The organism is Chryseobacterium limigenitum (assembly GCF_900114875.1).
Classification (GTDB): domain Bacteria; phylum Bacteroidota; class Bacteroidia; order Flavobacteriales; family Weeksellaceae; genus Chryseobacterium; species Chryseobacterium limigenitum.
The window spans coordinates 35,663-61,917 of sequence record NZ_FPKW01000022.1 but is presented as its reverse complement, the minus strand read 5'-3'; the positions used below and the strand labels follow the sequence as shown (position 1 = coordinate 61,917).

At 34.2% G+C, this 26,255-nt stretch carries 30 protein-coding genes; 18 read left to right on the top strand and 12 right to left on the bottom strand.

Annotation, left to right across the window (positions count from 1 at the left end; translation table 11 throughout):
• Positions 1-322 (top strand): transposase (locus BT156_RS19000; RefSeq protein WP_139255522.1); only part of this gene is annotated, 322 nt, incomplete at its 5' end.
• Positions 323-403: 81 nt separating this feature from the next.
• On the opposite strand, the gene rlmF is transcribed toward BT156_RS19000, so the two are convergent.
• From rlmF to BT156_RS18985, 3 genes are read right to left on the bottom strand one after another with little or no spacing between them, the layout of a single operon-like run.
• Positions 404-1,330 carry a 23S rRNA (adenine(1618)-N(6))-methyltransferase RlmF gene (gene rlmF, locus BT156_RS18995; RefSeq protein WP_072412512.1) on the bottom strand — a complete coding sequence of 309 codons (927 nt, stop codon included), beginning with the start codon at positions 1,328-1,330 and terminating at the stop codon, positions 404-406.
• A 2-nt stretch (positions 1,331-1,332) separates the two neighbouring features.
• On the bottom strand, positions 1,333-1,707 hold the full coding sequence (locus tag BT156_RS18990) for a c-type cytochrome (protein WP_072412511.1): 375 nt from the start codon (positions 1,705-1,707) through the stop codon (positions 1,333-1,335).
• Positions 1,707-1,928: a hypothetical protein gene (locus BT156_RS18985; protein ID WP_072412510.1), complete on the bottom strand. Its 222-nt coding sequence runs from the start codon at positions 1,926-1,928 to the stop codon at positions 1,707-1,709. The genes BT156_RS18990 and BT156_RS18985 overlap by 1 nt, the downstream gene beginning before the upstream one ends.
• Before the next feature lie 361 nt (positions 1,929-2,289).
• Between BT156_RS18985 and BT156_RS18980 the strand changes: the two genes are divergently transcribed.
• The 15 genes from BT156_RS18980 to BT156_RS18910 all read left to right on the top strand — a co-directional run bounded on the left by BT156_RS18980 (position 2,290) and on the right by BT156_RS18910 (position 13,948).
• Complete coding sequence (locus tag BT156_RS18980; protein WP_072412509.1) at positions 2,290-3,717, top strand: anthranilate synthase component I family protein; 1,428 nt, start codon at positions 2,290-2,292, stop codon at positions 3,715-3,717.
• Positions 3,718-3,759: 42 nt separating this feature from the next.
• The gene (locus BT156_RS18975) at positions 3,760-4,353 is read left to right on the top strand and encodes an anthranilate synthase component II (protein WP_072412508.1); all 594 of its coding nucleotides are present in this window, start codon (positions 3,760-3,762) and stop codon (positions 4,351-4,353) included.
• A 38-nt stretch (positions 4,354-4,391) separates the two neighbouring features.
• Complete coding sequence (trpD, locus tag BT156_RS18970) at positions 4,392-5,378, top strand: anthranilate phosphoribosyltransferase (RefSeq protein ID WP_072412516.1); 987 nt, start codon at positions 4,392-4,394, stop codon at positions 5,376-5,378.
• Positions 5,379-5,400: 22 nt separating this feature from the next.
• The gene (gene trpC / locus BT156_RS18965; protein ID WP_072412507.1) at positions 5,401-6,180 is read left to right on the top strand and encodes an indole-3-glycerol phosphate synthase TrpC; all 780 of its coding nucleotides are present in this window, start codon (positions 5,401-5,403) and stop codon (positions 6,178-6,180) included.
• Between the two features lie 15 nt (positions 6,181-6,195).
• Complete coding sequence (locus BT156_RS18960; RefSeq protein WP_072412506.1) at positions 6,196-6,840, top strand: phosphoribosylanthranilate isomerase; 645 nt, start codon at positions 6,196-6,198, stop codon at positions 6,838-6,840.
• A gap of 8 nt (positions 6,841-6,848) precedes the next feature.
• Positions 6,849-7,367, top strand: a complete 519-nt coding sequence (locus tag BT156_RS18955) for a hypothetical protein (protein WP_072412505.1) — start codon at positions 6,849-6,851, stop codon at positions 7,365-7,367.
• The gene (trpB, locus tag BT156_RS18950; RefSeq protein ID WP_072412504.1) at positions 7,357-8,544 is read left to right on the top strand and encodes a tryptophan synthase subunit beta; all 1,188 of its coding nucleotides are present in this window, start codon (positions 7,357-7,359) and stop codon (positions 8,542-8,544) included. The genes BT156_RS18955 and trpB overlap by 11 nt, the downstream gene beginning before the upstream one ends.
• On the top strand, positions 8,537-9,079 hold the full coding sequence (locus tag BT156_RS18945) for a hypothetical protein (protein ID WP_072412503.1): 543 nt from the start codon (positions 8,537-8,539) through the stop codon (positions 9,077-9,079). Before trpB ends, BT156_RS18945 begins: the two co-directional genes overlap by 8 nt.
• Positions 9,076-9,810, top strand: coding sequence for a tryptophan synthase subunit alpha (trpA, locus tag BT156_RS18940; RefSeq protein WP_072412502.1), 735 nt, complete (start codon positions 9,076-9,078; stop codon positions 9,808-9,810). Before BT156_RS18945 ends, trpA begins: the two co-directional genes overlap by 4 nt.
• A gap of 77 nt (positions 9,811-9,887) precedes the next feature.
• Positions 9,888-10,619: a lipoyl(octanoyl) transferase LipB gene (gene lipB / locus BT156_RS18935; protein ID WP_072412501.1), complete on the top strand. Its 732-nt coding sequence runs from the start codon at positions 9,888-9,890 to the stop codon at positions 10,617-10,619.
• A gap of 186 nt (positions 10,620-10,805) precedes the next feature.
• Positions 10,806-11,438, top strand: a complete 633-nt coding sequence (locus tag BT156_RS18930; protein WP_072412500.1) for an NAD(P)H-dependent oxidoreductase — start codon at positions 10,806-10,808, stop codon at positions 11,436-11,438.
• 21 nt (positions 11,439-11,459) lie between these two features.
• Positions 11,460-11,894, top strand: coding sequence for a MarR family winged helix-turn-helix transcriptional regulator (locus BT156_RS18925; RefSeq protein WP_072412499.1), 435 nt, complete (start codon positions 11,460-11,462; stop codon positions 11,892-11,894).
• Positions 11,895-12,317: an organic hydroperoxide resistance protein gene (locus BT156_RS18920; RefSeq protein ID WP_072412498.1), complete on the top strand. Its 423-nt coding sequence runs from the start codon at positions 11,895-11,897 to the stop codon at positions 12,315-12,317.
• 175 nt (positions 12,318-12,492) lie between these two features.
• Positions 12,493-12,747, top strand: coding sequence for an FUSC family protein (locus BT156_RS18915; RefSeq protein WP_072412497.1), 255 nt, complete (start codon positions 12,493-12,495; stop codon positions 12,745-12,747).
• 76 nt (positions 12,748-12,823) lie between these two features.
• Entirely contained in the window at positions 12,824-13,948 is a 1,125-nt protein-coding gene (locus tag BT156_RS18910) for a lactonase family protein (RefSeq protein ID WP_072412496.1), read from the top strand.
• A 214-nt stretch (positions 13,949-14,162) separates the two neighbouring features.
• Here BT156_RS18910 and BT156_RS18905 read toward each other — a convergent pair whose 3' ends face one another.
• The 9 genes from BT156_RS18905 to BT156_RS18865 all read right to left on the bottom strand — a co-directional run bounded on the left by BT156_RS18905 (position 14,163) and on the right by BT156_RS18865 (position 23,668).
• Positions 14,163-14,792 (bottom strand): peptide deformylase, encoded by a 630-nt coding sequence (locus BT156_RS18905; protein WP_072412495.1) that lies wholly within the window; start codon positions 14,790-14,792, stop codon positions 14,163-14,165.
• A gap of 140 nt (positions 14,793-14,932) precedes the next feature.
• Complete coding sequence (locus BT156_RS18900; RefSeq protein ID WP_072412494.1) at positions 14,933-15,805, bottom strand: ChaN family lipoprotein; 873 nt, start codon at positions 15,803-15,805, stop codon at positions 14,933-14,935.
• A gap of 262 nt (positions 15,806-16,067) precedes the next feature.
• Positions 16,068-17,096: a hemin-degrading factor gene (locus tag BT156_RS18895; RefSeq protein WP_072412493.1), complete on the bottom strand. Its 1,029-nt coding sequence runs from the start codon at positions 17,094-17,096 to the stop codon at positions 16,068-16,070.
• A gap of 4 nt (positions 17,097-17,100) precedes the next feature.
• Positions 17,101-17,751, bottom strand: a complete 651-nt coding sequence (locus tag BT156_RS18890) for a class I SAM-dependent methyltransferase (RefSeq protein ID WP_072412515.1) — start codon at positions 17,749-17,751, stop codon at positions 17,101-17,103.
• A gap of 1 nt (position 17,752) precedes the next feature.
• Complete coding sequence (locus tag BT156_RS18885; RefSeq protein WP_072412492.1) at positions 17,753-18,523, bottom strand: heme ABC transporter ATP-binding protein; 771 nt, start codon at positions 18,521-18,523, stop codon at positions 17,753-17,755.
• Complete coding sequence (locus BT156_RS18880) at positions 18,523-19,563, bottom strand: FecCD family ABC transporter permease (RefSeq protein ID WP_072412491.1); 1,041 nt, start codon at positions 19,561-19,563, stop codon at positions 18,523-18,525. Before BT156_RS18880 ends, BT156_RS18885 begins: the two co-directional genes overlap by 1 nt.
• The gene (locus tag BT156_RS18875; RefSeq protein WP_072412490.1) at positions 19,547-20,425 is read right to left on the bottom strand and encodes a heme/hemin ABC transporter substrate-binding protein; all 879 of its coding nucleotides are present in this window, start codon (positions 20,423-20,425) and stop codon (positions 19,547-19,549) included. Before BT156_RS18875 ends, BT156_RS18880 begins: the two co-directional genes overlap by 17 nt.
• Before the next feature lie 23 nt (positions 20,426-20,448).
• Positions 20,449-21,534, bottom strand: a complete 1,086-nt coding sequence (locus BT156_RS18870; protein ID WP_228430190.1) for an HmuY family protein — start codon at positions 21,532-21,534, stop codon at positions 20,449-20,451.
• Positions 21,535-21,544: 10 nt separating this feature from the next.
• Positions 21,545-23,668 (bottom strand): TonB-dependent receptor plug domain-containing protein, encoded by a 2,124-nt coding sequence (locus BT156_RS18865; protein WP_072412488.1) that lies wholly within the window; start codon positions 23,666-23,668, stop codon positions 21,545-21,547.
• Positions 23,669-23,762: 94 nt separating this feature from the next.
• Here BT156_RS18865 and BT156_RS18860 point away from each other — a divergent pair, with 94 nt between their 5' ends.
• Positions 23,763-24,563, top strand: a complete 801-nt coding sequence (locus tag BT156_RS18860; RefSeq protein ID WP_072412487.1) for a T9SS-dependent choice-of-anchor J family protein — start codon at positions 23,763-23,765, stop codon at positions 24,561-24,563.
• 232 nt (positions 24,564-24,795) lie between these two features.
• Positions 24,796-26,067 (top strand): T9SS type A sorting domain-containing protein, encoded by a 1,272-nt coding sequence (locus BT156_RS18855; protein ID WP_072412486.1) that lies wholly within the window; start codon positions 24,796-24,798, stop codon positions 26,065-26,067.
• Positions 26,068-26,255 lie beyond the last annotated feature (188 nt).

The window sequence follows — 26,255 nt, the reverse complement described above, 5'->3', positions numbered from 1 at the left end:
CGACAAAGGATATCTCTCAAAAGTTTTGTGGGAGATGCTTTTTTCGGATGGAATTCAGCTTTTTACTAAACTTCGCAAGAATATGAAGAACCATATTATGAAGATGGAAGACAAAATTTTACTTCGCAAAAGAGCGATCATTGAGACGATAAACGATGAATTGAAAAATCATTGTCAAGTGGAGCACACTCGTCATAGAAGTGTAAACAACTTTATGATAAATATTTTGGGAAGCCTTACTGCGTATTGTTTCTTTCCAAAAAAACCATCATTAAATTTAAAAAAAGTAAATGATGGTCAATTATTCTTAAACTTCGCTTAACCCGAACTCAGGTTAAATATTTAAAAATAAGAAGCCTTACAGATAAATTTTGCAGGGCTTTTTTTATTTAATAAAAATTAATCAGAACCAGTCTTTTCTGTTTTGTTGAGGAATAAATGTCCATGCAAGTATTCTGCTTACTTTTTGCCCCTGAGCCATATCAATGGTTTTGAAATCTACAGCTTTGACCTTCTTTAAAAGCATTGTCAACTTATGTAAATTATCTTTTTTAGAAACCAAACATGTAAACCAGAGGATTTGTGAAGAATAGAGAGAACTTTCCTTGATCATTTTTGAGATGAAAGCCAATTCACCACCCTCACACCACAGTTCGGATTGCTGTCCTCCAAAATTGAGAAGAGGTTTTTGCTTTTTCGATTTGCTAATATTTTTTGTTTTTCTGACATTTCCTTTCATCGCCGATTCTTCAGAATCATGAAAAGGAGGATTGCACATAGAAAACGTAAATTTATCTTTTAAATCAAGAATATTTTTAAAGATAAAATGAGAATTTTGTTGCTGTTTTAATTGAATAACAGACGATAAATCCGGATTATGATCTAAAATATTTTGAGCATTTTCCAAAGAATCTTTGTTAATATCTGTTCCCAACATTTTCCAGCCATACGATCTGTGGGCAATTAAAGGATACACAAGATTGGCACCTGCTCCAATGTCCAAACCATTTACAGAAACTCCTGTTGGTATCTCTTTTTTTTCTTCGCCTAATACATCGGCAATGTAATGCACATAATCTGCTCTTCCGGGAATTGGCGGACAAAGATTAGAGTCAGGAATATCCCAATTCTGAACTTGATAAAAGTGTAATAGTAAAGCTTTATTGAGTAATTTAACCGCCTTTGGAATACTAAAATTAATGGTTACCGTTTGATAAGCATTAACAAAAACGTACTGTTTCAGCTCTGGCACGCAGGAAATAAGCTTATCAAAATCATAAGGATCACGATGCAGATTTCTTGCGTGCAGACTGAGTTTTTCAGTAGTCATATTTATTTTTTCTGACTTAAAATATATTCTACCATCTTTTTAGCCTCTTCTTTAGACACCTGTGGATGGGGCGACATTGGAACACCTCCCCAAACTCCGCTTCCGCCTTCTATAATCTTGGAAGCCAACAGTTCAATATCTTTTTGAGAATATTTATCTGCAATTTCTTTGTAAGAAGGTCCTATCATTCTCTCATTTACCGAGTGACACCCCGAACAATCCAATGTTTCGATGATCTGATCACCGGAAAGATTAGTTTTTGCGGGTTCCGAAACAGCATTTGTTTCAGAAGACGTGGCGTCAACCGATGGATTTTCTTTTTTAGAACAGGAAAGTATAAGTAAACTTACACATCCTGCCAAAAATAGCTTTTTCATTATTTTTTCGCTGTAGAATCTTTTTTAGCAGCTTCAGGAGCAGGTGTTGCTGTTGGAGTTACAGCGGGAACAGCAGCAGGTTTAGCGGTAGAATCTACTACAACTTTTGCTTCTGGCTCTTCAAGCATTGTGTTGCTGTCTTGTAAAGAATGGTCAGTTTTTTTAGAACAGTTTACGACGAATAAACTTCCGATAAATGCAATTGCTAATACTTTTTTCATTGTTTTCTAATTTAGAGCAAAAATATAAAAAATAAGCTTTCAAGCTCATGACAAACACCCAGTTTAATAGATATTTTTTTTCGAGAGCTTTTTGCGAAGTCAATTAATCACAAATAATATTTTAAGTTTTTTTATTTTCTCATTTTTTGATTTCTATATTAAAAAAAATATTTACATTTGTCATATGTTTAATATGAGCAATAACAATTGGTGGTGGCTTTCAAACTCTTCGTCGGGTCTGAAGTTATTATCATGTTGCTAAATCAACAGCCGGAATAATATACTACAATATATAAGACTTTGACGATTTTCGTTGAAGTCTTTTTTTATTTACAAACAATTCAAAAAAATAAAACTGCAAATGTTTAATAAAAAAATAAAAATAAAAACCGTTTCTAAAAAAACATTGGGAGATCTAAAAACCCCGATGAATATTTATCTGCAGCTTCGTGATAAGTTCAGAGATACAATTCTTTTGGAAAGTTCTGATTCTAAGAATATTGACAATAACTTTTCATTCATTGCCATCAATGCCGTGGCAGGAATCGAAATAAAAACCCTTAATGAATTTGAAATAAAGCTTCCAAAACAGGAACCCATCAAACAATTTATTATAGAGCATAAAGTTGCTGATGTTTTCGAAGATTTTACTAAAATTTTCGAATGCGAAAAAACAAATGACCCGGTTGAACAAACCGCTCAAAGCCTTTTTGGATATACAAGTTTTGAAGCTGTTCAGTTTTTTGAAAATGTAAATTTTAAAGCTCAAAGTCCTGAAGTTGAGATCCCGATTCTTCGTTACAGACTGTATCAATACGTTATTGCCATCAATCATTATAATGATGAAATGTATATTATTGAAAATCAGATTGAAGGTGTAAAATCCGAGCTTTATTTATTGGAAAGCATCATTAAAAATCAAAATTCTGTCGTTTATCCTTTCAAAAAAAATGGAAAGGAAACCTCCAATATTACCAATAAAGAGTACATAGAATTGGTAAAAACGGCTCAGAAACATTGCATGAGAGGAGATGTTTTCCAATTGGTTTTAAGCAGAAGATTCGAACAGAAATTTCAGGGAGATGAATTCAATGTTTACCGTGCTTTGAGGAATATTAATCCGTCCCCATATTTGTTCTTTTTTGACTACGGAAATTACAAATTATTTGGATCAAGCCCTGAAAGTCAGTTAATTATTAAAAACAATAAAGCAATTATTCACCCCATTGCAGGGACATTCAAAAGAACCGGGCATTTTGAAACTGATCTTCAATCCATTGAAGAATTAAAAGCCGACGCTAAAGAAAATGCAGAACACACAATGTTGGTAGATTTAGCTAGAAATGATCTGGGAAAACTAGGAAAAAACGTAACGGTTACCAAGTTAAAGGAAATCCAGCTATTCTCACATGTTATCCATATGGTAAGCGAAGTTACCGCCGATTTGCCTGAAAATACAAATCCATTCGAAATGGTTGCTACCACTTTCCCACAAGGAACTTTAAGCGGTGCCCCAAAACACAAAGCACTTCAATTAATCAATAAATATGAAAAAGATTCCCGCGGATATTACGGTGGCTGCATCGGAATGATCGGGCTGAATGGCGACTGTAATCAAGCCATTATGATCAGAACCTTTTTAAGCAAAAACAATACTTTATATTATCAGGCCGGAGCCGGATTGGTTGCAAAATCGAATCCCGAAAGTGAGTTGGAAGAAGTAAACAATAAACTGAATGCCCTGAAAAAAGCAGTTGAAAAAGCAGAAAAATTAGTTAACAGTTTCTAATTACCGACAAAAACAACTGCAAACCAAAAACAAGCAACAAAAATGGATAACAATAAAGAACAACAAACTAAAATTTTAGTTTTCGACAATTACGACAGCTTTACTTATAACCTCGTTCAGATCATCGAAAGAGTTTTAGATCAAAAAGTTGATGTGGTAAGAAATGATCAAATTTCTTTGGAAGAGATCAATAAATATGATAAGATAATTCTGTCGCCCGGACCAGGAATTCCCGAAGAGGCAGGTATTTTATTAGATGTCATTAAAGAATATGCTCCTACAAAAAGTATTTTGGGAGTTTGCCTTGGTCAACAGGCAATTGCAGAGGCTTTTGGCGGAAGTTTAATTAATCTTTCCGAAATCTTTCACGGTGTGGCAACTTCGGCAGAATTAGTGAAAAATGACACGAAACTTTTCAGAAATATATCAAGCGGTTTAGCAGTCGGAAGATATCACAGTTGGGCTGTAGATCCTAAAAATTTTCCACAAGAACTGGAAATTACCGCAGTAGACAAAGACGGAATGATCATGGCATTACAACATAAAACATATGATGTACACGGTGTTCAGTTCCATCCCGAAAGTATTTTAACTCCAGACGGAGAAGCAATCATTAAAAATTTCCTTTTAAATTGAAAACAATAGAAATTCCTTCAACCATAAAAATCCCACAAATGAAAGAAATCCTGGAATACCTGTTCAATCATCACACCTTATCAAAATCTGAAGCTAAGGCAATTATGATTGAGATCGCTCAAAATAAATTCAATGTGATTGAAGTAACTGCTTTTATCAGTGTTTTTCTGATGAGAAATATTACGTTGAAGGAATTGGAAGGTTTCAGAGAAGCTTTGTTACAAATGGCCGCTACCGTAAATCTGGATGCCGATGACGCAATAGATATCGTCGGAACCGGAGGTGATGGTAAAAACACCATCAACATTTCAACTTTAGCAAGTTTTGTGATAGCCGGAGCAGGTCAGAAAGTTACCAAACATGGAAATTACGGAGCGTCTACCATCACCGGGTCTTCCAATGTTATGGAAGAATTGGGTTATATTTTTAAAAATGACTCTGAAATGCTGAATAGAGATCTTGAAAGAGCCAATATCTGCTTTTTGCATGCGCCCTATTTTCATCCTGCTCTTCAATCTGTTGGAGCATTGAGAAGATCTTTAGGGTTAAGAACATTTTTCAATTTGTTAGGCCCGTTGGTAAATCCTGCGAAGCCACAATTTTCAATGATCGGAGTTTACAATCTTGAAATTGCCCGAATTTATCAATATCTATTGCAAAAAGATGAGCGAGATTTCATTTTGGTTCACAGTTTAGACGGATATGATGAAATAAGCTTGACTCACGACACCAAAATTATAACAAAAAAAGGAGAAGAAATCTATTCAACGGAAGATCTAGGTTTTGATTCCATTTCTCAGGAAAGTATAAAAGCTGGCGAAACAACGCAGGAATCTGCGAGAATTTTTAGAGATATTTTGGAAGGAAGAGGAACAAAACAGCAAAATTCCGTGGTTTTAGCTAATGCTGCAGTTGCTTTGCATCATACCAATAAATTCGGAAGTTATGACGACTGTCTTTTGTTGGCTCAGGAAAGTTTAGAAAGCGGAAAAGCATTGAAAAGCTTGGAATTATTACTACAATAATCACCTTTTAAAATGTAGAATGATGACAATATTAGACAAAATCATAGAAAGAAAAAAGGGAGAAATTACAGCTTCGAAATCAAAAATTTCTATTCAAAAATTGAAAAATTCCGAGTTTTTTGGAAGAAAAACTTTTTCATTACAAGAATCTGTAAAAAGTAAAACCGGAATTATTGCCGAGTTCAAAAGACAATCTCCGTCAAAAGGAATTATTAACGATCAGGTTTCCCCTTTAGAAGTTGTTTCAGCGTATGAAAAATTCGATGCGAGCGGAATTTCTATTTTGACGGATAGAGATTTTTTCGGAGGAAGTTTTGAAGATATTTTAAGTGTAAGAAATCATATCAATATTCCAATTTTACGAAAAGATTTTATGGTAGATGAATATCAGTTTTATGAAGCAAAAAGTCTGGGAGCTGATGTAATTTTATTAATTGCGTCTTGTCTTTCAGCTAATCAGGTTCAGGAGTTTACGGAATTATCTCATGAGTTAGGGTTAGAAGTTTTATTGGAAATTCATACCGAAGAAGAGCTTAATCATTTCAATCCAAAAATCGATCTGGTTGGAATTAATAACAGGAATTTAAAAGATTTTAAAGTTGATTTACAGCATTCTGTGAACTTGAAAAATCTGCTTCCAAAAGACGTTTTATCGATCGCAGAAAGCGGAATTTATAATATTGAAGATTTCAATTATTTAAAAGAAAAAGGGTTTGACGGATTTTTAATGGGCGAATATTTTATGAAAAATAAAAACCCTGCAAATACGTTTGAAGAATTTATTAATGTGGTTACAAAATAATTTGAATATATAATGATGAAACCAAAACTTAAAGTCTGTGGATTAACGAAATTGGATCAGATTCAGGAATTAATTTCCATGAATACGGCTTTTATTGGTTTTATTTTCTATGAAAAGTCACCAAGATATGTTTTGAATCATTTAAGTTTAGAAGATATTTCAAAAGTTAACCATCAAGGGAAAGTTGGAGTTTTTGTGAATGAAGATCTAAACAAAATACTAGAAACGGCCGAAAAAGCAAATCTGAATTTTATACAACTTCACGGCGACGAAAGCGAAAATTTTATTTCAGAATTAAAAGAAAAACTGAATCCTGAAATTGGAATTATAAAAGTTATAAGGATTGGAAGTGAGAAACCGGAAGGCGCAAGTAGCATTCAGGAAACCATCACCCGACAACTGAAAACCAGCAACTATTTACTTTTTGATACCGATTCAAAAGCTTTCGGAGGAACAGGAAAACAGTTCGATTGGACTCTATTAAATGAATTTGAAATTCCGCTTCCCTATTTTTTAAGCGGCGGAATTTCAGAAGAAAATATAGATAATATTAAAATTTTAAATCAAAAGCCTTTTGCATTAGATATTAATTCAAAGTTTGAATTGAACGCAGGGAATAAAGATTTAGATAAAATAAGCTTCTTTAAAGCTAAAATGTAAAAAACGGGATGATAAACATCAATTTAATAAGAAAAAATTTCTACAAAAGATTATTTCCGCCAAAGTTTGAAAACGAAAGAGTTCAGACTTTGTATAATTTTGTGTCTAAAAATGATAATAATTTCGAGCATTGGGAACTCGATGGTTTATTAACTGATTTTATCAATATCATTAAGCATTATGACGAAAAAGATACACAGCATTTTTTTGATACAATCAATTTATGGAACAGTTATTATCTTGTTATTATTTCCGATAAGTTTTTAGATAATAGAGTAAAATCGAATGTTACCTACGATTTTGGAAATATTTATGCTAAGATCTTTTTACTGTATGAAAACTTTGATTCCTATTTTTTAATTGATAATCTGGAGATTGCGATTACGATGTACAACTCAAAATTGGACACGACCACTTTAATTGATTTACTCGGTAAAATCAATTTATTACATCATAAAAAACTGATAACCAAACAACAATTTGAATATAATTTGTCATTTATAAATAATTTACAAAATGAATTATAAAAACCCCGATGAAAACGGATATTATGGAGAATTTGGAGGTGCTTTCATCCCAGAAATGCTCTACCCAAATGTAGAAGAATTACAAAAAAACTACCTTGAAATCATAGAATCAGAAGATTTTCAGACTGAATATCAGGATCTTTTGAAAAACTATGTAGGACGTGCTACTCCACTTTATTTTGCTAAGAATTTAAGTCAGAAATACAATACCAAGATCTACCTGAAAAGAGAAGATCTTAATCATACCGGAGCGCATAAAATCAACAATGCTTTAGGGCAGGTTTTACTGGCAAAATGTCTCGGAAAAAATAGAATTATTGCGGAAACCGGCGCCGGTCAACATGGCGTTGCCACCGCTACAGCCTGCGCTTTATTAGGCTTGGAATGTATCGTTTACATGGGTGAAATCGACATTCAAAGACAGGCTCCTAATGTTGCCAGAATGAAAATGTTGGGGGCAGAAGTCATTCCCGCAACTTCAGGTTCAAAAACATTAAAAGACGCTGTAAATGAAGCTTTAAGAGACTGGATCAATAATTCCGTAACCACTCATTACGTGATCGGAAGTGTGGTCGGGCCACATCCTTTTCCGGACTTGGTAGCGAGATTTCAAAGTATTATTTCAAAAGAAATCAGAGAACAGCTTAACGAACAAATCGGAAGGCAAAATCCCGATTACGTAATTGCCTGTGTTGGCGGCGGAAGCAATGCAGCAGGAACTTTTTACCATTTTGTGAATGAAGAAAATGTAAAAATTATCGCCGCAGAAGCCGGAGGTTTAGGAGTCAATTCAGGAAAGTCGGCAGCGACAACTTTTCTGGGAACTTTAGGCGTTTTACATGGTAGCAAAAGTTTGGTAATGCAAACGGAGGACGGACAGGTCATCGAGCCCCACTCTATTTCTGCAGGATTAGATTACCCGGGAATCGGGCCTTTTCATGCGCATTTATTCAAAGAAAACCGTGCTGAATTCTTTAGTATTAATGATGATGAAGCCTTAAAATGTGCTTTTGAACTGACAAAATTAGAAGGCATCATTCCAGCTTTGGAAAGCGCCCATGCTTTGGCGGTTTTAGACAAGAAGAAATTCAATGAAAATGATGTAGTTGTGATCTGCCTGAGCGGTCGTGGTGACAAGGATATGGAGACCTATTTGAAGAATTTAAATAATGACTAAAAAGGACTTTTTCAATATTTTACAATGGTCTTTGGTTATTTTTGTAGCGCTGTATATGATTACTTATGGAGCCGCAAAATTTACACAATTTGGAGAAATTTCGGAATATTCAAGACCTCTTTTTTCTTATCAGGGAATGGATATAATGTGGGCATTTTATTCTTATTCAAAAACATATGCGATCATCTTAGGATTATTTGAAATACTCGGCTCGTTACTATTCTTGATTCCAAAAACTAGAATTATTGGAGGATTGTTATTATCAAGTATTTTGATCAATATCATTTTACAAGACTATTTTTATGACGTTCACAGAGGAGCCATGGCAAATGCTGTAACCTATCAAATTCTTATCATTGTAGTCTTTTTTATGAATAAAGAAAAACTGATTGCAATGATTAAAAGTTCATCAATAAACTTCAATTTTCAGAGAAAAAAAATAGTCTTACAAATATTCCTAATCCTCGTCCTTTTATTTTTATTGATGCTGGCTCAAGAGGGAATGGGATTATTATTAAACATTTTAAAAATATGAAAAAACTAAACATATACTTCACAGCAGGAATTCCGCAACTGGAAGATACCGCTGATATTATACAACTAATTCAGGACGCCGGAGCAGATATGATGGAGATCGGAATGCCTTATTCTGATCCTGTTGCAGACGGACCCGTCATACAAAAAGCTCATGAACTGGCTTTACAAAACGGAATGACCATCGAAAAACTTTTATCACAGTTAAAATCGATCAAAAATGAAATCAAAATTCCGGTAATTTTAATGGGATATATCAATCCTGTTTTAAGTTTTGGATTTGAAAATTTCTGTAGAGAATGCTCAGAAAGTGGTGTTTCGGGATTAATTATTCCTGATCTTCCGCCTATTGAATTCGAAAAAAATTATCAGAAAATTTTAGAAAAATACAATCTTAATTTCACATTTCTGGTAACTCCGGAAACTTCTGACGAAAGAATTCTTTATCTCGATTCTTTAAGTTCAGGATTTTTATACGCGGTAAGTTCCTCATCTACAACAGGAAATGAAAATGCTGTATTGAAAAATGAAGATTATCTCTCAAGATTAGCTTCTCTTCCATTAAAAAATCCTGTTATGATCGGTTTTGGGATTAAATCAAAGCAAGATTTCGAAAACGTCACTGAAAAAGCCGATGGCGGAATTATCGGGACTGCTTTCGTAAATATTCTTTTACAAAATAAAGATTGGAAGATAAATGCCATAGATTTTATTAATTCCATAAAAGGCTAAAATTCACTAAATTTGTATGTAAAAAATGATATGAAATCACGACACCGTATCATTAGAAGAAAACAGACATCGACAGCATGAATACACATCAAAATAAAGTAGTAGAATTTGAAGATCTTGGCGTAAAAGAATATCAACCTTCCTGGGATCATCAGGAAAAACTGATGAAAGATATTATTGATACCAAAATCAAAAACCGCGATTTACCTGCTGAACAACATATCACCACTTCCAATCACTTTCTTTTGGTGGAGCATCCTCACGTCTATACGTTAGGAAAAAGCGGACATGAAGAAAATATGCTGGCCGGAATAGATCAGCTAAAGGAAATTGATGCTACTTTCGTAAAAGTGAATCGTGGCGGAGATATTACGTATCACGGTTACGGACAGATCGTTGGCTACCCTATTTTAGACCTTGAAAATTTCTTTACGGATATTCACAAATATATGCGAAATCTTGAAGAAGTGATCATCAGAACAATCAATGAATATGGTTTGAAAGGTGAGCGCTCTCCCGGAGAAACAGGCGTTTGGCTGGATGTGGGGAAACCTTACGCAAGAAAGATCTGTGCAATGGGCGTAAAAGCTTCCCGTTGGGTGACATTGCATGGTTTTGCCTTGAATGTTAACACTGATATGCGTTATTTTGAATACATTGTTCCTTGCGGTATCAAAGACAAACAGGTGACTTCTTTAAAAAGAGAGCTTGAAAGAGAACTGACGCCCGAAGAAATGGAAGATATTAAAAGTAAGATCAGAAAGCATTTTGCAGATGTTTTTGAGGCGGAATTAAAATTCAAAAAATAATATTTAAACCCATTTTTACAATGGGTTTTCTTTTTGTCTAAACATGTTAGGCTTATACTTTTTCTGCAACAACATTAGTTCTATACACATTATAGATTTCATCAAAAATATATTTATTAAAATTAAATTGCGTGCAATTTAATTTTGTTATACCTTTGTATCAGAAATTTAAAATAAGAACAAACAATGTCATTAATAGAAGATCTAAACTGGAGACATGCAGTAAAAGCATACGACCCAACTAAAAAAGTATCACAGGAAGATTTATATAAAATTTTAGAAGCGGCGAGATTGGCTCCTACTTCATCAGGATTACAGCCTTTCAAGATTATTGTTGTCGAAAATCAGGAATTGAAAGAAAAAATGGTTGCCGGAGCATTGAATCCGGAAGTTATGAGAGATTCTTCTCACGTATTGGTATTTGCGGCTTGGGATAGCTATTCTAACGAAAAAATTGATAAAGTTTACGATCACCATACTGATGTAAGAGACCTTGCTAAAGGACGTTTCAACAGTTATACCGATATGCTGAAAAAGCTTTATGGATCTCAGACTCCTGCAGAGCATTTTGCACACACGGCACGTCAGACTTATATTGCATTAGGTTTGGCAATGGCTCAGGCTGCCGAATCGAAAATCGACAGTACTCCTGCGGAAGGTTTCAGTAATGCAGTAGTTGATGAAATTCTTAATTTGAAAGAATTAGGTTTAAAAAGTGTAAGCCTTCTATATCTTGGTTACAGAGATGCAGAAAAAGATTGGCTTTCAACAATGAAAAAAGTTAGAGTTCCAATGGAAGACTTTATCATTACAAAATAACACCTTATTCAACCTTATCTTATGGAAAATTTAAAACAGCTAAAACTGGAAAATCAAATCTGCTTTCCTTTGTATGTGATTGCAAAAGAGATCACCGGATTGTACAGACCTTTTCTTGATGAGCTGGATATTACCTACTCTCAATACCTTGTAATGATGGTGCTTTGGGAAAATGACGGGCTTACCGTAAGCCATATCGGGGATAAATTATTCCTCGACAGCGGTACTCTTACTCCTCTGCTGAAAAGGCTTGAGGCAAAAGGATTTATCGTAAGAAAAAGGAAAAAAGAAGATGAAAGAGTGGTTGAAGCATTCTTAACCGAGGTAGGAAAACAGCTACAGCAAAAAGCATGTGAAATTCCTCATAAGATTCAACAAAAAATTGGTATTGAGCCTGAAGATCTCATTCAGCTTAAAGATACCATCCAAAAAATATTAAGCAAAATAGAAAAATAAATGAAAACATTATACACCACAAAAGTTACTGCTAAAGGTGGCAGAAACGGACATATAAAAAGCGAAAACGGAGTTCTTGATCTTGAAGTGAGAATGCCTAAAGCTCTTGGCGGTGCCAATGAAGATTACACCAACCCTGAAATGCTTTTCGCAGCAGGTTACTCAGCGTGTTTTGACAGTGCTTTAAATAGAGTGATCAGTTTATCAAAAACAAAAACCGGCGAAACAACCGTTAAGGCTCAGGTTAGCATCGGACAATTGGAAAATGGAGGCTTCGGTCTTGCTGTGGAATTGGACGTAAACATTCCTGAAGTTTCTATTGAAGAAGCTCAGTCTCTTACTGAAAGGGCTCATGAAATCTGCCCTTATTCTAATGCAACAAGAAATAATATCGAAGTAAAAATTTCAGTTACCAATAACTAAGATCGGTTTCTTATATTATCAATTAAATCTGTTTCTTTTCTAAACAGATTTTTTTATTTTTAAATACAAAAGGAGAAATAAAAACTGATGTTATGTGGAAAATAATTAATTTTATGGAGCTTTTTTAGCAAAAATTAAAAAACAAATAACCCAAAACAATTAAACATTTAGATAAATGAAAGAAAATGAATTTGCCCAATTAAGTGATCAACAATTATTAGAAAAAAAGAAACAACTAAAATCTACCAATATAATAAATGCTGTAATTATTGGTGTATTAATAGGAGTTGTAATTTACAGTGTCCTAAAAAACGGTTTCGGATTTGTCACATTTTTGCCATTACTTTTCGTTTACTTTATTGTAAAAAACCAAAATGAAAGCAAAGAGCTTGAAAAGGAAATTAAATCCCGAAATTTAAGGCAAGAATAAAAAACTCATGAAATTCTGATTGAATTAAATTAAACTTCTTTCATCTTTACTTATCAACACTTTCAATTAAAATATCTTGAAAAAACTTCTAATATTAATTTTCACGATCTGTGTCTGCCTTAACTTCTACGCTCAAAATACATACGCATTTTTCGGATCATTCAATCGGGATAAAAATATAGAAGGAATTTTCGTTTATGAATTAGATACGATCAGCGGAAATTTATCTAAAGTCACCACCGTAACAGGAATTTTAAATCCATCATTCCTCACTTTATCTCCAAACGGAAAATATGTTTTTGCCTGTACAGAAAGTAAAACTCCAAATGGAGGGAAAGTAAGCAGTTTTGAATTTAAACCTGAAAATAAAACTCTTACTTTCATTAACAGTCAAAAAAGTGGCGGTGAAAATCCCGTTTATTTAACCACTCACAAAAACGGAAAATGGCTGGTGAATGGAAATTACACAGAGGGAAGTGTTTCCGTCTACCCAATTTTAGATAACGGAACGATTGAACCCGCTGTTCAAAACTTTCAGTTTTCTGAAGGAAGTATAAATCCTGGAAGGCAGGAGCGTTCTCACATACATTCAACGGTTTTTTCACCAGATTTTGATTACATTTTCCTGCCAGATTTGGGAGCGGATAAAATCAGAACATATAAGTTTGAAGATGAAAAAAAACAACCATTACAAGATGCCGAAATTCCTTTTACTAAAACAACTTTAGGAAGCGGACCAAGACATTTCACCTTCCATCCCAACGGAAAATTTGCTTACTGTATTGAAGAAATGGGCGGTGCAGTTAGTGCTTATTCATATAAAGACGGAAAATTAAACAGTATTCAAAGAATCAACACTCATTCAAATAAATATAAAGAAGATTTTGAAAGCTCTGATGTTCACATTTCTCCTGACGGGAAATTTCTGTATGCTTCTAACCGCGGAAATGAGGACAATATTGCTATATTTTCGATTCAAAATAACGGTACCTTAAAAACAATCGGCTATCAAGCCACAAAAGGAAAACATCCGCGAGTTTTTGCTCTTGATCCAACCGGAAAATTTCTAATTACGACCAATGCCGGAAGTGGAGATATTGTTGTATTCAAACGAAACTCAGAAACAGGTTTATTGAAAAAAGTGGGTGAAAAAATTAAAATTAAAAGTGCGTCTTGTGTACAGATAAGAAAGTATAATTAAGCTTTTCTTACCACAAAAGTCACAAAAGATAATGCATTCTGTATTTTAAGCTAACGAACAAAACATAATTAAGAACACATAAATTGGTGAAATCTTTGATTTTATTCTTTTGAGAGCTTTTATTTTCTAATAATTAAACAACAATAATATTCAAATAGCTTTTGTCTCTTTTGTGGTTAAATTTTCAATAATTTAAATAACCCTATGATAAAAATTATCTCGTCATCGAATCACTTTTCTTATAAGCATCAACCGGTTTATAAGAATTATTTTTCTCTTTTTCCTTTTTATCTGAGATTAAAATTCCGAAAAGATGGTCTATTTCATGCTGAAAAATCACCGCTGTAAAACCTTCCACAATTTCTGAATACTTCTGCCCTTTTAAATCAACATATTCTAATTGAATCACCTTACTTCTGTAAAACTGATCTCTAAATTCAGGAATCGACAAATCACCTTCCGGACCGAGATTCTGTAATTCGGATCTCCAGACAATTACGGGATTAATAAAATATTCCACCGGCTCACCTTGTTTATCAAAACGTTGCACCCAAATTACTTTTCTGTTGATCCCGACTTGAGGAGCGGCAATTCCTACTCCACCGTCTGTTGAAAGTAGCGATTCTTTCATTCTTTTAACCAAAGTTGTGGTGTTTGGATCTTTGGGATCTATTTCTGATGAAAGGCTTAGTAAAGTTTTATGTTGATTTTCATCAGTTGTTTGATAAATTGGCAACGCAGAATTTTTATCGCCTTGATTGATGATCGAAATTTCGTTGGAAGTTAATTTCTGAGCGTTGATTATAACGACGAAAAATATGAATAGAAGAAATAGTTTTTTCATTTTTTATTGATTGTTTTACAAATATAAATAATGTCATTTACATATGAAGGCTTCGACTCCGCTCAGCCTGACAATACACAATTTAGCAGATAGTATTAGCATTGTCAGGCTGAGCGGAGTCGAAGCCTTAATTATAAACCTTAAAAAGTTTTCGTCATATCACTCGGAATAATCAGATTAAAATTCGTTGGAATATAATCTTTCTCGGGAACTTTCAATTCAGGATCTTCAGATTCAAAAACAGAGATTACTGCCATTTTCAGGTTTGGATTTTTCTGTTTGATATACCAATAAATTCCTCCAAATTCTTTACTGTGATAATTTCCGTTGTAATGAATAAAAGTCTTTCCGGACTGAATATTTTTTAAGATAGACTCCGCCATTGTAGCATCTTTTGTTGCCTGCGCTGAGATAAAATTCATCACTTTCATTTCTTCTGCATGATCACCCATCATTTTTTTCATTTCGGGATAACCCGGAGTGTCCAATGTTACTTTGATCGGCAATTGAGCGATGTAGGTTTTCTCTTTTGAGGTCAGGTTATTTAATGATTCCAAGCCTTCCTTTGAAGTTTGTGAAGCATATCTTCTCGGAATATTTGTAGCAATAAAATTCAGCTTTTTATCCTTAGCGAAATCAACCAACGGTTTGTAATCTGTTGCATAATTATTCCATAAACGCGCTGAATCTTTCAATGTTTTAGCATCAAATTTTCCGCTTAAATATTGATTTAATTGTGACTGATTATCTCTTTCAAACATCTCAGCACCTAAGATAATCTGACCGTTTTTCTGTTGATATAAAGCTTCGGTAATCTTTAATTGCAGCCAGTGATTGATCGAACTGTTATGATTTTCGCCAAAGAAAACGACATCATAATCCGCCAATTCTTTGACTAATTTTTCTGTATTGATCTCTTTTCCTTTTTGATCATAAAATTGATACGCTTTGAAGTTCTGAGCACTTAATGAACAGAAACTTACAAGCAATATGGCTATGAAAATATTTTTCATTTTTATTTAAATTTAAACACAAATTACACTAATGTTTTACACAAATATCGCAAATTTTTACGCTCACAAAAGCTTTAACACCCAGCAATTAAACGTATGGTTGTCATTCTGAACGAAATAAAATGGAGTGAAGAATCTCTAAAACTAAAGCTGAGATTCTTCCTTCGTCAGAATGACAATTATACGCTAAAAATTTACATATTTACCTAAAAAAGACCGCCTTGAAAAATACAAAACGGCCTTATAAAAAATCATCTAATTATTATTTTTCTAATTCTGCTACAAGGTCTTTCCACTCTTGCAGCTCAGGAATTCCTGGTTTTCTTTTGCCGAAGAACTGAACAATAAAGTCTCCTTCTTTGTTGAATACTTCGATAGCTGTAACTTCACCGTCTTCCGTTGGCTTTTTCACGATCCAAGTTTCAGCGATCTTTGTTACATCAAGGTGTAAATTGAAATCCGGGTCCATTACATTGAACCACTGTTGGTGCCAAAGCGTTTTCTTAACTTCTCCCGTGTGGATCTGGATAATTCCTCTGTTTCCAACGAAAATCATGATCGGTAAATTCTTTTCAGAAGCGTCTTCAAGAACGTTAACTACTTTAGCACTGTCTATTTTTTTAGCATATCCTTCAGGAGCTAACCTCAACGCCTGCGTTCTGCTTACTCCGAATTTTCTTGTCATCATGAAGAAATCGTGAGTATCTTTTAATTCTGTCCATGCTTTTTTGAAACCTTCAGCATCAATTTCAGAATCAGCTTTCTCCGTAGCTTTTGGAGCAACTGCTTCAAATTCCAAAGCCTGAGACTGGTCTTCAGCCTTGAATTTTTCAATAATTGTATCAAAAGCTTCCGTGTTGCTGTCTTTTGTCAAATAGATCTTGTGTAAAGCCAATCCGTCTTTTCCGAAGAACTGAAGACTTTTTTTATCTCCTTCTACTACTCCGAAAGCGAACTTCCAGTGATTAAGAAAAATTCTTAAATCGATATCTTCTCCAACGAAAAGCTGTGCATGAGGACTGCTGAAATCTCCATTAAGATAAGTCCCTTTTCTCTCGTGAACGCATTCGTCGTTACGTGTAAGAGCCATTACTTTTCCCAGCATTTCTGCTTCGGTTAAAATATCTTTAAATTCCGGCTTTAAAAGGGTAATGCCTTCTCCCACGTTCGTTACTAATAATTCAGCCTCACTTACGCCAAGCTCTGCAGCAGCATTTCTTATTCTTAAATGCGGATTTTCAGCTTTCAGAGCGTCCCATTTTCCTTTTAAATCGTTTACTAATGTGCTCATTATTTTATTTTTTTATGGTTAAAACTGTATAATTTCTTGTTATTGTTTCGTTTCCTGTTTTGCTTTTCACTTCTTCTTCTTTTTCAGAGATTCTCATTATTTTAAAATGACTTTTGGAAACCGTTTCTACCATTTCATCCGTATTATACAATGTAAAATCGAATTGTGTGAAAGGCAGTTTCTCCATGAAATCTCTCTGTCCGAAAGTGAGAACAAAAGTTCCCTTATCTTTTAATACTCTGTAAATTTCATTTAAAAATTCAACAGGTTCTTTCCAAAAATAGACGGTATTTACGGTAAATATTTTATCGAAAATTTCATCTTCAAAAGGAAGTTTTTTTCCTTCGTACAATACAAAATCGGCTTGGCTTTCAAATTTTTTATTTAAATTTATCGCTTCATGATGCATTGTTTTCGAAATATCGATTCCTGTATATTTTAAATTATTAGCAACATTCAAAATACTTTTCAGGTGTCCGGCATTTCCGTGTCCTATTTCAAGGATGTGTTCATCGTCTTCTATTAAAAGAGTTTTGATACTTTCTAATGTCATTCCGATGTTGGTGGCATTCATCATTTCGCCAATCTCTTTACCTTTTTCTCCTTGTGGATTGGCAAGGTTTTGAGCCAGAATCTTCAGTTCATCTTTTTCCATGTTATCCAAAAATAATCATTGGGTTATTCGTAATCGGGTGTTCGCAAATGGTACACGGGAAATTATAAGCTTCACTGATATTTTCAGCAGTAAAAACTTCCTGTGGCGTTCCATAAGCAGAAACCTTTCCAGATTTCATTAATAATATTTTATCGGCAAACTGAGCTGCAAGATTTAAATCATGCAGAACAACAATCGCAGAGTTGACTTTCTGAGTAAATTTTTTAATGATTTCTAAAGCTTTGTATTGATGTTTTACATCTAAATTATTCAAAGGTTCATCAAGAAAAACCAATTTATGAGTAATTTCATTCTCCAACTGCGCCATTACTCTTGAAAGATGTACACGCTGTTTCTCCCCACCCGACAAGGTATTGTACTCTCTGTCTTTTAGATTAAAAACTTCAGTTTCGTGCATTCTGTCGTTGGTAGCATCTATATCTTCCTGTCTTGGCTGAGCATCAAAATATGGATACCTTCCCATCATAACGACATCTTTTACCTCAAGCGTAATATCGTTGCTGTTATGTTGAGAAAATTTTGCCTTATGTTTTGAAAGTTCTCTTACTTCCCAGTCATTCAATTCTTTATCTTTAAATATAATTTTTTGCTTTGATTTCACCTCATTCGCCAGAACGCTCAATAAACTTGATTTTCCGGCTCCGTTCGGACCGACAATTGCTAAAAACTCACCATATTCTAAAGAAACATCAACCCCATCCAAAATATGGAATTTTTTATGTTTATAGCTGATTTGATGCGCCTTTATCATTATAATGATTTTTTGAATTTAATTAAAATAGCAATAAAGATTGGTCCACCGATCAATGAAGTCAAAATACCAATTGGCAATTCTGAAGGAGCTACAATACTTCTGCTGAATGTATCGGCAATCAACAGTAAAATACTTCCCAAAACCGCTGACAGTGGTAGAATGAACACATAATTCGATTTAAATAAAAGCCTTAAAATATAAGGTACAATAAGACCTACAAACCCAATCGTCCCTGAAAACGCAACGCAAGTTCCCACCATTAAAGAAGTGATAATTACGATCTGCTTTTTCAGTCTCTCCACATTTATTCCTAAATGCTGTGCATCTTTTTCACCTAACATCATTGCATTTAACGCTTTCCCTTTTGGAAGTAAAATGATGTAGGCAATGATCAAAACTACGGTTAAAACGATATTTTTGGCCCAGGTTGCTCCTGCAAGACTTCCCATATTCCAGAAGGTAAGATCTCTCAGCTGCTCATCTTTTGAAATATAGATTAGAAATCCGGTAATCGAAAATCCGATTGATGTGATAGCAACACCGCTTAACAACATCATGACAACGTTTGTTTTTCCTGCACTTGTAGAAATCCTGTACACCAGCATCATCGCTAATAAAGCTCCCACAAAAGCTGAAATACCTACTAATGAAAATTGTACCATTTCAGGAAGATATTGTTTGAAATGCCCTCCCAAAACAATGGCAATTGCAGCAAGTAACGTTGCTCCGGAGGTTAAACCGATTGCCTCACCGGTCGCCAAAGGATTTTTAAATAACCCTTGCAAAGTCGTTCCCGAAACGGCAAGCATACTTCCTACCAGGATCGCCATAATAATTCTGGATGCTCTCACATCCCAGATCACATATTTATCGCTCAACGCTAAGTTGGGATCATCTTTAATGAACTGACCTAAAACCGTAAATGGCGAAGCACCATTAAAATCGTAAACGCCTATATAAAGTGCCACAATTGCCAGAATAACCAGCAATAGGGCACTTATAGTAAGATAAAAGTATAGTTTACTTTGTGCTTTCAATTAATAATTTGTTTAATCCAACAGCAGCCTCTCCTAATCTTGGTCCGAAACCTGAAACCAGGCCTCCATCCATAGCAATGATCTTTTTGTTTTTACCAGCATTTGTTTGTGAAACACCCGGCATTTTAAGAGCACCCTCGTTTCCTCCTGCACCCTGTAATCCGCTTGAGAAGAAGAATAAAACATCAGGATTTGCTTTAACAACCGCTTCCGGAGTTAATGGCTTGAAGTCTTCGAAATCTTTCACGGCATTTTCACCTCCTGCAAGGCCAATCAATGCATCCATCGGAGTTTTTGTACCTGAAACCATCAACATGTTTCCTCTTGCGTAGATGAACAATACTTTTGGTTTTTTAGCTATTGGCTGAACTTGTTTTAGATCAGCATCAATTTTATCGTTTAATTTTTGATAATCTGTATTACCGATTGCTTTTGCTACCTCAGCGATCAGTTTTTTGGTTCCGTCAACTGTAAATTCCTGTTTAAAAACTTCAGCTTTGATTCCTGAAGACTTAATTTTACCCATTAAATCCGGATTAATATCTTTATCAGAAGCTAAAATTAATGTTGGAGATACCGCCATGATCGGCTCAATCGTCATTGATCTTACGTGACCAAGATCTTTAGCTGTAGCTTTCAAAGATTCTGGGTAAGTACTTGTAACGTCTGTTCCTACGATTTCTTTTTCGTGACCCAGAGCGCTTACAATTTCAGTAATTCCTCCATTAAGAGTAACAATTTTATGAGTAGATTTTGGAGTTTCAGAACTTACTTCTGTAGAATTTTCTTTTTTAGCACCTTCTTCTTTTTTGCAAGAATACACTGCAACAAGCACAGAAGCTGCAAGAATGAATTTTTTCATGATATACTATTATTTGATTTATTTTATAAAGGCTTGTATTCGAACTGAGGTCTTCCACGTTCTCCGGAAGTGCTTGTCAATCTTGTAAATCTTAGTTTAAAATAATACCCCTGAGCATCTTTTATGACATAAAAACGATCTCCGTAAACCTCAAGTCCATTGGTTCCGACAGGATTTCTCCAATTAGCACCAATTACACGCTGGTCGTTGTAAATGAACTTAGACTGATCGATATCAGAAGCTTTGAAATTAGTATAAGCTTCCACTCCTGATGCTGGCGCGGGAACCAATACTTCATAGGCTCCGGCTCCTCCTACATTATTCAGAGTAACAAAATCAGCATAAATGTAGCTTCCGGCTCCTGCAATTGTATTTGTAAATACCGTAAAACAAATATCCCATCTCTTTTTTTCAGGCTGAATAAATACTTCTTTATTATTCTTTAAACTCACAAAATTATAATTGTAAGCTGCATTTTTTGTAATGGTAAGTTCGTTATGAGTTGTAGAATTCAATGCTGCATATTTTACTTTATATCCATCACCGGATCTTACGATTTGAACTTTCATCCAACCTCTGTTATCTCCTCCCGTTGCTACGGAACCGTTTGCTACTGAACCTGTGAAAATTTCTTTACCCATATTCACCAAATAGACTGCATTTTCAGCATCCGTTGGTTTAATTTCTTCAATTGCCGTATAACCTGTAGGGAAATTTCCGTTCACGTCATCTATAAAAGTAATGTTTGAAGGGTTAAAATTAGCTACCTGAACCTGGTCTTTCAATGTAGTAAGACCAGCTTCCGTAACCTGATCTATATTTGTAGCATTAGGAACTTTTCCCGCTGCCATCATAATCGATGAATTTAAAACTACCTTAAATGAACTTCCTGAATAAAAAGCAAGATCCCAATCTGTTCTTTTTGTTACGATTTCAGTATCCGTTCCCAAATCAAACCAAACCTGATTAGGCTGCGTTGCCCCACCAACATTCGGATCAACTCTTGCTCCGTCTGACGGAGCTATAGCAACAGGATCTTCATTATCATTAATACAAGATTGAGATATAGAAGAAGCGCCTATTAACAAGCAAAAAAGTATTTTGTTCATTTTAATTTATTTAAAAATTATAATTTAATCTGGCGAAATAACTTCTGCCATAGAAAAGATTAGCGTCTGAATCTGCTGCATTATGGGCTGTGCCACCTATTGTTGTATCTCTTACAGATGAAACATCAAAAATGTTTTTTATACCTACGCTTACTTCCAGATGATTATTATAGAATGGCTGGGTAACAATAAAATTCATCATGCTGAAATCGTTACGCTGCCCAATTTCGTAGTAAGATGTTGTGATATTTGGCGATACCAATACAAACATTTGCGTTTTCCCAGTATATTTATAAAATAAGGAAAGTGTGGTATTGATTTTTGGAATGATGTAATTTGCTGCCAAATTACCTTCAAATGTGTAAAAGAAATCATCCGGAGAAGTGATGCCCCCTGCTCTTAATTCCTTTGAAGTGCCATAATATGAAGCATTGGCAGCAAGACTGAAACTACCTTTCTGAGCCTTAAAATTCCCCTCAAACAAATAAGATTTAAAACTATCTATATTGATATACTTATATTGTAAAGGTGATTGATTAATAAGGGATAATTCTATTCTATTTTTCAAATTCAAGTAAGTTGCACTTGCTCCTGCTTTAAAATTCCAGCCGGAATTTGTATTGATTTTTTTGTCTGCATTTAATGAAAAAGTCATTCCTTCTTCCGGAACAAGATCCTGATTTCCCTGAATATTGTGATTACTATCTACCATGTACGTGTAGAGCTCATCAAAGTTTGGAAATCTATTCGCACTTCCAATTACTAATCGGATATTATCGTTTTCAGTAATCTTTGCCCTCATTGTCAGTGAGTAATTGTGCTGTGTATCAAATTTATCACTAAGTGCTAAACGATAACCCGGACGAATTGATAACCAGTTATTTGCAGTCCATTCTGCTGATATGAAATTGGCGTAATTGAAGATTTTTCTTTTAACATCGTTAATTCCTTCAAAAGTTCCTGCCCCATTTCCCGCAAAACCAGATGTATGGTCTAATTCATATCCTAATTGGAAATCAATCTTATCATTATTCAAAAAGTTACTGAATACCCCTCTTGAATACATTACATCTGCTTTATTGTATGATTTATATTCATCTTTTGGTGCAGCGCTTCTATTGGGAACATCATAGTCAAAATCTCTGAATTTTCTATCCTGAGTTTGGTATGAAAAATCTCCTGTATAGTTGATCGTTCCAAATTTTGTCTGAATATTAAGTTGATGTAAATATTTTGTCGTAAGATAATCCCTGTCTCTGGCAATATAAGTTCTATTACCACCTCCTAGGTAAAGCTCAGTTACCAAAGGATTGTAATAGTTTAATTTTTCATTTAGGAAACCGAATTTATAAAATACTGAAGTTTTATTTTTATTATATCGCAAAATCCCGTCAACATTCAGAACATCTTTCGGTTGCCAATTATACCCTCTCTTTCCGTCATTATTTTCGGCAAAATATTTATAGCCTTCCTGATTCCCTTTAAATCCTTGAAAATCATTATGGTTAATATTAGCTCCGATATACCAGTTTTCATTAAGATTATATCCAATATTAAGGTTTTGAATATGTCTTCCTTCACCTTTTTTATACCAATTATACTCTTTTCCAACTGTTTCTTCCTGTAAAGAAGCGTTTAGAGTTAATTTTTTCTGGCTGTTTTTCTTTGTGATGATATTAATTACACCTGCAACGGCATTACTCCCGTAATCTACTCCCATTGAACCTCTTACCAACTCAATTCTTTCGATATTATTTACGTTAAGCTTTGTAAGATCAATATTGTTTCCTAAGCCTATATCTCCTACAACCGGAATATTATCAATTAATATCTTGGTATATTCTCCGCCAAGCCCCATAAGACTTGCTGTTGAATTTCCCGAATTACGATCCGGTACAATTAAAACATTTAAACTCTGATTAAGAACTTCTGCTACGTTTGTAACAGCCATATTTTTAATTTGTTGTGCATCAATAACCTCAACTTTATAGATAGATTTATTAATAGATTGCTGCATGTACTGTCCGGTAATGACAACTTCTTCTATTTTTGTCTGATTAAGAGAATCTTTTTCCTGTGCATTGATCCAAAAAACAGTGGATAATGACAGTATAGATAGCACTTTCTTCTTCATAGATGCAAAATTTTCGACAAATATAATACTTTATTTAGAACAATTAAAAATAATTTACTATTTTTGTATAATAATTCTAAATAAAAATAAGGTTATGAAATTAAGACTACTTTTTGGAACTTTAATGCTTACGGCTATGACGGCTCATGCACAAGTAGCTACAATTAATGAGAACTTTGAAGGGTTTACAGCAGGAAATACTACTTTTCCACAAAATGGGTGGAGTGCTTCTTTAGCTCCAAATCCTTTACCATTTCCTCCAGGACCATTAATGATTGTTACGACAGGAACTGATAAAGCTGTTCAGGCATATTCTGGAAACAATACAAGTGTACCTTCATATTTGATTGCCCCACAGATCGTTGCTCCAACAGGAAACAAAACTTTAACTTTTGTTGCTGCAAAAGCTACAGGTTCGGGTGGTAACGGAACTCTTGAAGTAGGTTTAGCATCAAGCCCGACAGATATGACAACATTCGTATCTTTAGGAACTCCAATCTCATTAACAAGTGAAACGTATCAGAATGTATCGGTACCGATTCCCGCATCTTCTTCAACCTATATTGTTTTTAAATTTACTCCGACTGCTGCTCACACAGCGTTACAAATTGATAATGTAATTTATAACACAACTGCTACTCTAGCAGTTTCTGATGCTTCAAAATCTAATGAAGAAGTTAAATTCGCTGTTAACGCTGAAAACACTGCGCTACAGTTCGTAGCTAAGAAAGCTCCTAAGAATATTCAAATCTATTCTGCTGGAAGTCAAAAAGTTGCTGAAGGTAAATTGAAAGGACAGTCATTTGATGTCAGCGCTCTTCAAACAGGCGTTTATTATATCATTATTGAAACTGCAGAAGGTTCAATAATGAAATCAAAATTTATCAAAAAGTAAGATTTATTAGACGAACTTACATTTAAAATAGCTGATTTATGAAATTCATAGATCAGCTTTTTTTATGAACAAAAATTAAAATACGTTGTAAAAGCTCATTATTAAAAGAGTTTTCATATGTAATAATTTATAAACACGACAAATATCATGTTTTTATTTAGAACAATTAAAAATAATTATATAGTTTTGTAGAACAATTCTAAATAACAAAAAAAATAAACATTAAGATATTATGAAAACAAAACTACTTTTAGCTTCACTATTTGCTTTATCAGTTCAGCAAACCATGTTGGCTCAAACAGATGCTAACGGATATACACAGGTAGATCTTTCTATGGGTTCAGGATACCAGAACCGTGTATTTTTTAGTTTACCCGGAAATAATATTGTTTCTCAACCTGCCAATTCATGGGATGTTGCTTTTTACAGAAATTCAACAATGAGTTTCGGAACAAGAATTAATGATGCTAAAGATATTTTAGTCTATCAAGCTTCAAACAACCTTGCAGATTGGGATAATATCAATATTGCTAATATATCGACTTGGGGAGAGCCGCTTTATAATCCGGATAATACAGCAACTATTCAGGAAGGTGCTTTTGAACAGGGGTCTGCTCCATACGGGTGGGGACAATACAACGGTGCAACTCATCATATTGAAGGAACAATTATATTTGTTTTAAAATATCCAAATGACACCTACATAAAATTTGCCATTCAGGATTATTTTGGAGGTTATACTTTCAAATATTCTAAATGGAACGGAACAACCTGGGACGCTACCCAAACAAAAACGTTGGCAAACGGATCAGACGATGCTTATTTCAACTATTTCTCATTCACAACAAATGACAAAGTAGCTAATCTTGAGCCTGCAAAAACTGCATGGGATCTGATGTTTACAAAGTATTATACTTTCTATAATAACATTATGATGTATCCGCTTTCGGGAGTGATTCAGAATCCGAGCATCACAGTTGCAAAAGTACAGCCGGAAACTCAGGCAACATCTACTTTTACGGCTCCTGCTTCTACTGCATTCTCAGCTAATATTACATCAATAGGTCACTCATGGAAGCCTGTTTCCGGAGTTTACAGTGATGTAGTTTATTATATTAAAAAAGGAAGCGATTATTACAGAATGTATTTTGTATCAAACGGAGGTCAATCTACGGGCAATATGTATTTTAAATACAAAAATATCACTTCAACGTTGGGAGTTACTGATATGGCCAATAAAAAAGCTTCATTCGGTGTTTATCCAAACCCGACAACTGCTGATAAACGCGTTACTGTTTTATTCGATGTTAAAGAAAAAGCGAATAATAAAGGTATTGTAGAAGTATACGACCTTTCAGGTAAAAAAGTATACACGGCAGAATTAACCAATCAGACAGGTTTCTACAAGCAAGACTTGAATCTTTCTCACCTTACCGCAGGAAATTATCTTGTGAAAATAACTTTCGGAGGAAGCACAGAAACGAAGAAACTTATTGTAAAATAGTGAATGGTGAACTGTCAATAGTGAATTTTTTAAACTTGATGACAGACTAATTTACAATTCATTCTCAAAAATAAAATTTTAATACTTTCTATTTTTTCTAATAAAAGGCTGCCTACAAATTGTAAGCAGCCTTTTAAAATTTATTTTAATTTAGATATTAGAAGCTAGATATTAGAAATTAGTTTTAA

What these genes read in the sequence shown, in the direction of transcription:
- BT156_RS18905 (WP_072412495.1), bottom strand. Translation starts at nt 14,792, where the DNA reads ATGAAAAAACTATTTCTTCTATTCATATTTTTCGTCGTTATAATCAAC.
- BT156_RS18985 (WP_072412510.1), bottom strand. Translation starts at nt 1,928, where the DNA reads ATGAAAAAAGTATTAGCAATTGCATTTATCGGAAGTTTATTCGTCGTA.
- BT156_RS18975 (WP_072412508.1), top strand. Translation starts at nt 3,760, where the DNA reads ATGGATAACAATAAAGAACAACAAACTAAAATTTTAGTTTTCGACAAT.
- BT156_RS18980 (WP_072412509.1), top strand. Translation starts at nt 2,290, where the DNA reads ATGTTTAATAAAAAAATAAAAATAAAAACCGTTTCTAAAAAAACATTG.
- lipB (WP_072412501.1), top strand. Translation starts at nt 9,888, where the DNA reads ATGAATACACATCAAAATAAAGTAGTAGAATTTGAAGATCTTGGCGTA.
- trpB (WP_072412504.1), top strand. Translation starts at nt 7,357, where the DNA reads ATGAATTATAAAAACCCCGATGAAAACGGATATTATGGAGAATTTGGA.
- BT156_RS18890 (WP_072412515.1), bottom strand. Translation starts at nt 17,751, where the DNA reads ATGGAAAAAGATGAACTGAAGATTCTGGCTCAAAACCTTGCCAATCCA.
- BT156_RS18955 (WP_072412505.1), top strand. Translation starts at nt 6,849, where the DNA reads ATGATAAACATCAATTTAATAAGAAAAAATTTCTACAAAAGATTATTT.
- BT156_RS18860 (WP_072412487.1), top strand. Translation starts at nt 23,763, where the DNA reads ATGAAATTAAGACTACTTTTTGGAACTTTAATGCTTACGGCTATGACG.
- BT156_RS18855 (WP_072412486.1), top strand. Translation starts at nt 24,796, where the DNA reads ATGAAAACAAAACTACTTTTAGCTTCACTATTTGCTTTATCAGTTCAG.
- BT156_RS18865 (WP_072412488.1), bottom strand. Translation starts at nt 23,668, where the DNA reads ATGAAGAAGAAAGTGCTATCTATACTGTCATTATCCACTGTTTTTTGG.
- BT156_RS18915 (WP_072412497.1), top strand. Translation starts at nt 12,493, where the DNA reads ATGAAAGAAAATGAATTTGCCCAATTAAGTGATCAACAATTATTAGAA.
- trpD (WP_072412516.1), top strand. Translation starts at nt 4,392, where the DNA reads ATGAAAGAAATCCTGGAATACCTGTTCAATCATCACACCTTATCAAAA.
- BT156_RS18945 (WP_072412503.1), top strand. Translation starts at nt 8,537, where the DNA reads ATGACTAAAAAGGACTTTTTCAATATTTTACAATGGTCTTTGGTTATT.
- BT156_RS18895 (WP_072412493.1), bottom strand. Translation starts at nt 17,096, where the DNA reads ATGAGCACATTAGTAAACGATTTAAAAGGAAAATGGGACGCTCTGAAA.
- trpC (WP_072412507.1), top strand. Translation starts at nt 5,401, where the DNA reads ATGACAATATTAGACAAAATCATAGAAAGAAAAAAGGGAGAAATTACA.
- BT156_RS18870 (WP_228430190.1), bottom strand. Translation starts at nt 21,534, where the DNA reads ATGAACAAAATACTTTTTTGCTTGTTAATAGGCGCTTCTTCTATATCT.
- BT156_RS18990 (WP_072412511.1), bottom strand. Translation starts at nt 1,707, where the DNA reads ATGAAAAAGCTATTTTTGGCAGGATGTGTAAGTTTACTTATACTTTCC.
- BT156_RS18900 (WP_072412494.1), bottom strand. Translation starts at nt 15,805, where the DNA reads ATGAAAAATATTTTCATAGCCATATTGCTTGTAAGTTTCTGTTCATTA.
- BT156_RS18930 (WP_072412500.1), top strand. Translation starts at nt 10,806, where the DNA reads ATGTCATTAATAGAAGATCTAAACTGGAGACATGCAGTAAAAGCATAC.
- BT156_RS18920 (WP_072412498.1), top strand. Translation starts at nt 11,895, where the DNA reads ATGAAAACATTATACACCACAAAAGTTACTGCTAAAGGTGGCAGAAAC.
- BT156_RS18875 (WP_072412490.1), bottom strand. Translation starts at nt 20,425, where the DNA reads ATGAAAAAATTCATTCTTGCAGCTTCTGTGCTTGTTGCAGTGTATTCT.
- BT156_RS18960 (WP_072412506.1), top strand. Translation starts at nt 6,196, where the DNA reads ATGAAACCAAAACTTAAAGTCTGTGGATTAACGAAATTGGATCAGATT.
- rlmF (WP_072412512.1), bottom strand. Translation starts at nt 1,330, where the DNA reads ATGACTACTGAAAAACTCAGTCTGCACGCAAGAAATCTGCATCGTGAT.
- BT156_RS18885 (WP_072412492.1), bottom strand. Translation starts at nt 18,523, where the DNA reads ATGATAAAGGCGCATCAAATCAGCTATAAACATAAAAAATTCCATATT.
- BT156_RS18925 (WP_072412499.1), top strand. Translation starts at nt 11,460, where the DNA reads ATGGAAAATTTAAAACAGCTAAAACTGGAAAATCAAATCTGCTTTCCT.
- trpA (WP_072412502.1), top strand. Translation starts at nt 9,076, where the DNA reads ATGAAAAAACTAAACATATACTTCACAGCAGGAATTCCGCAACTGGAA.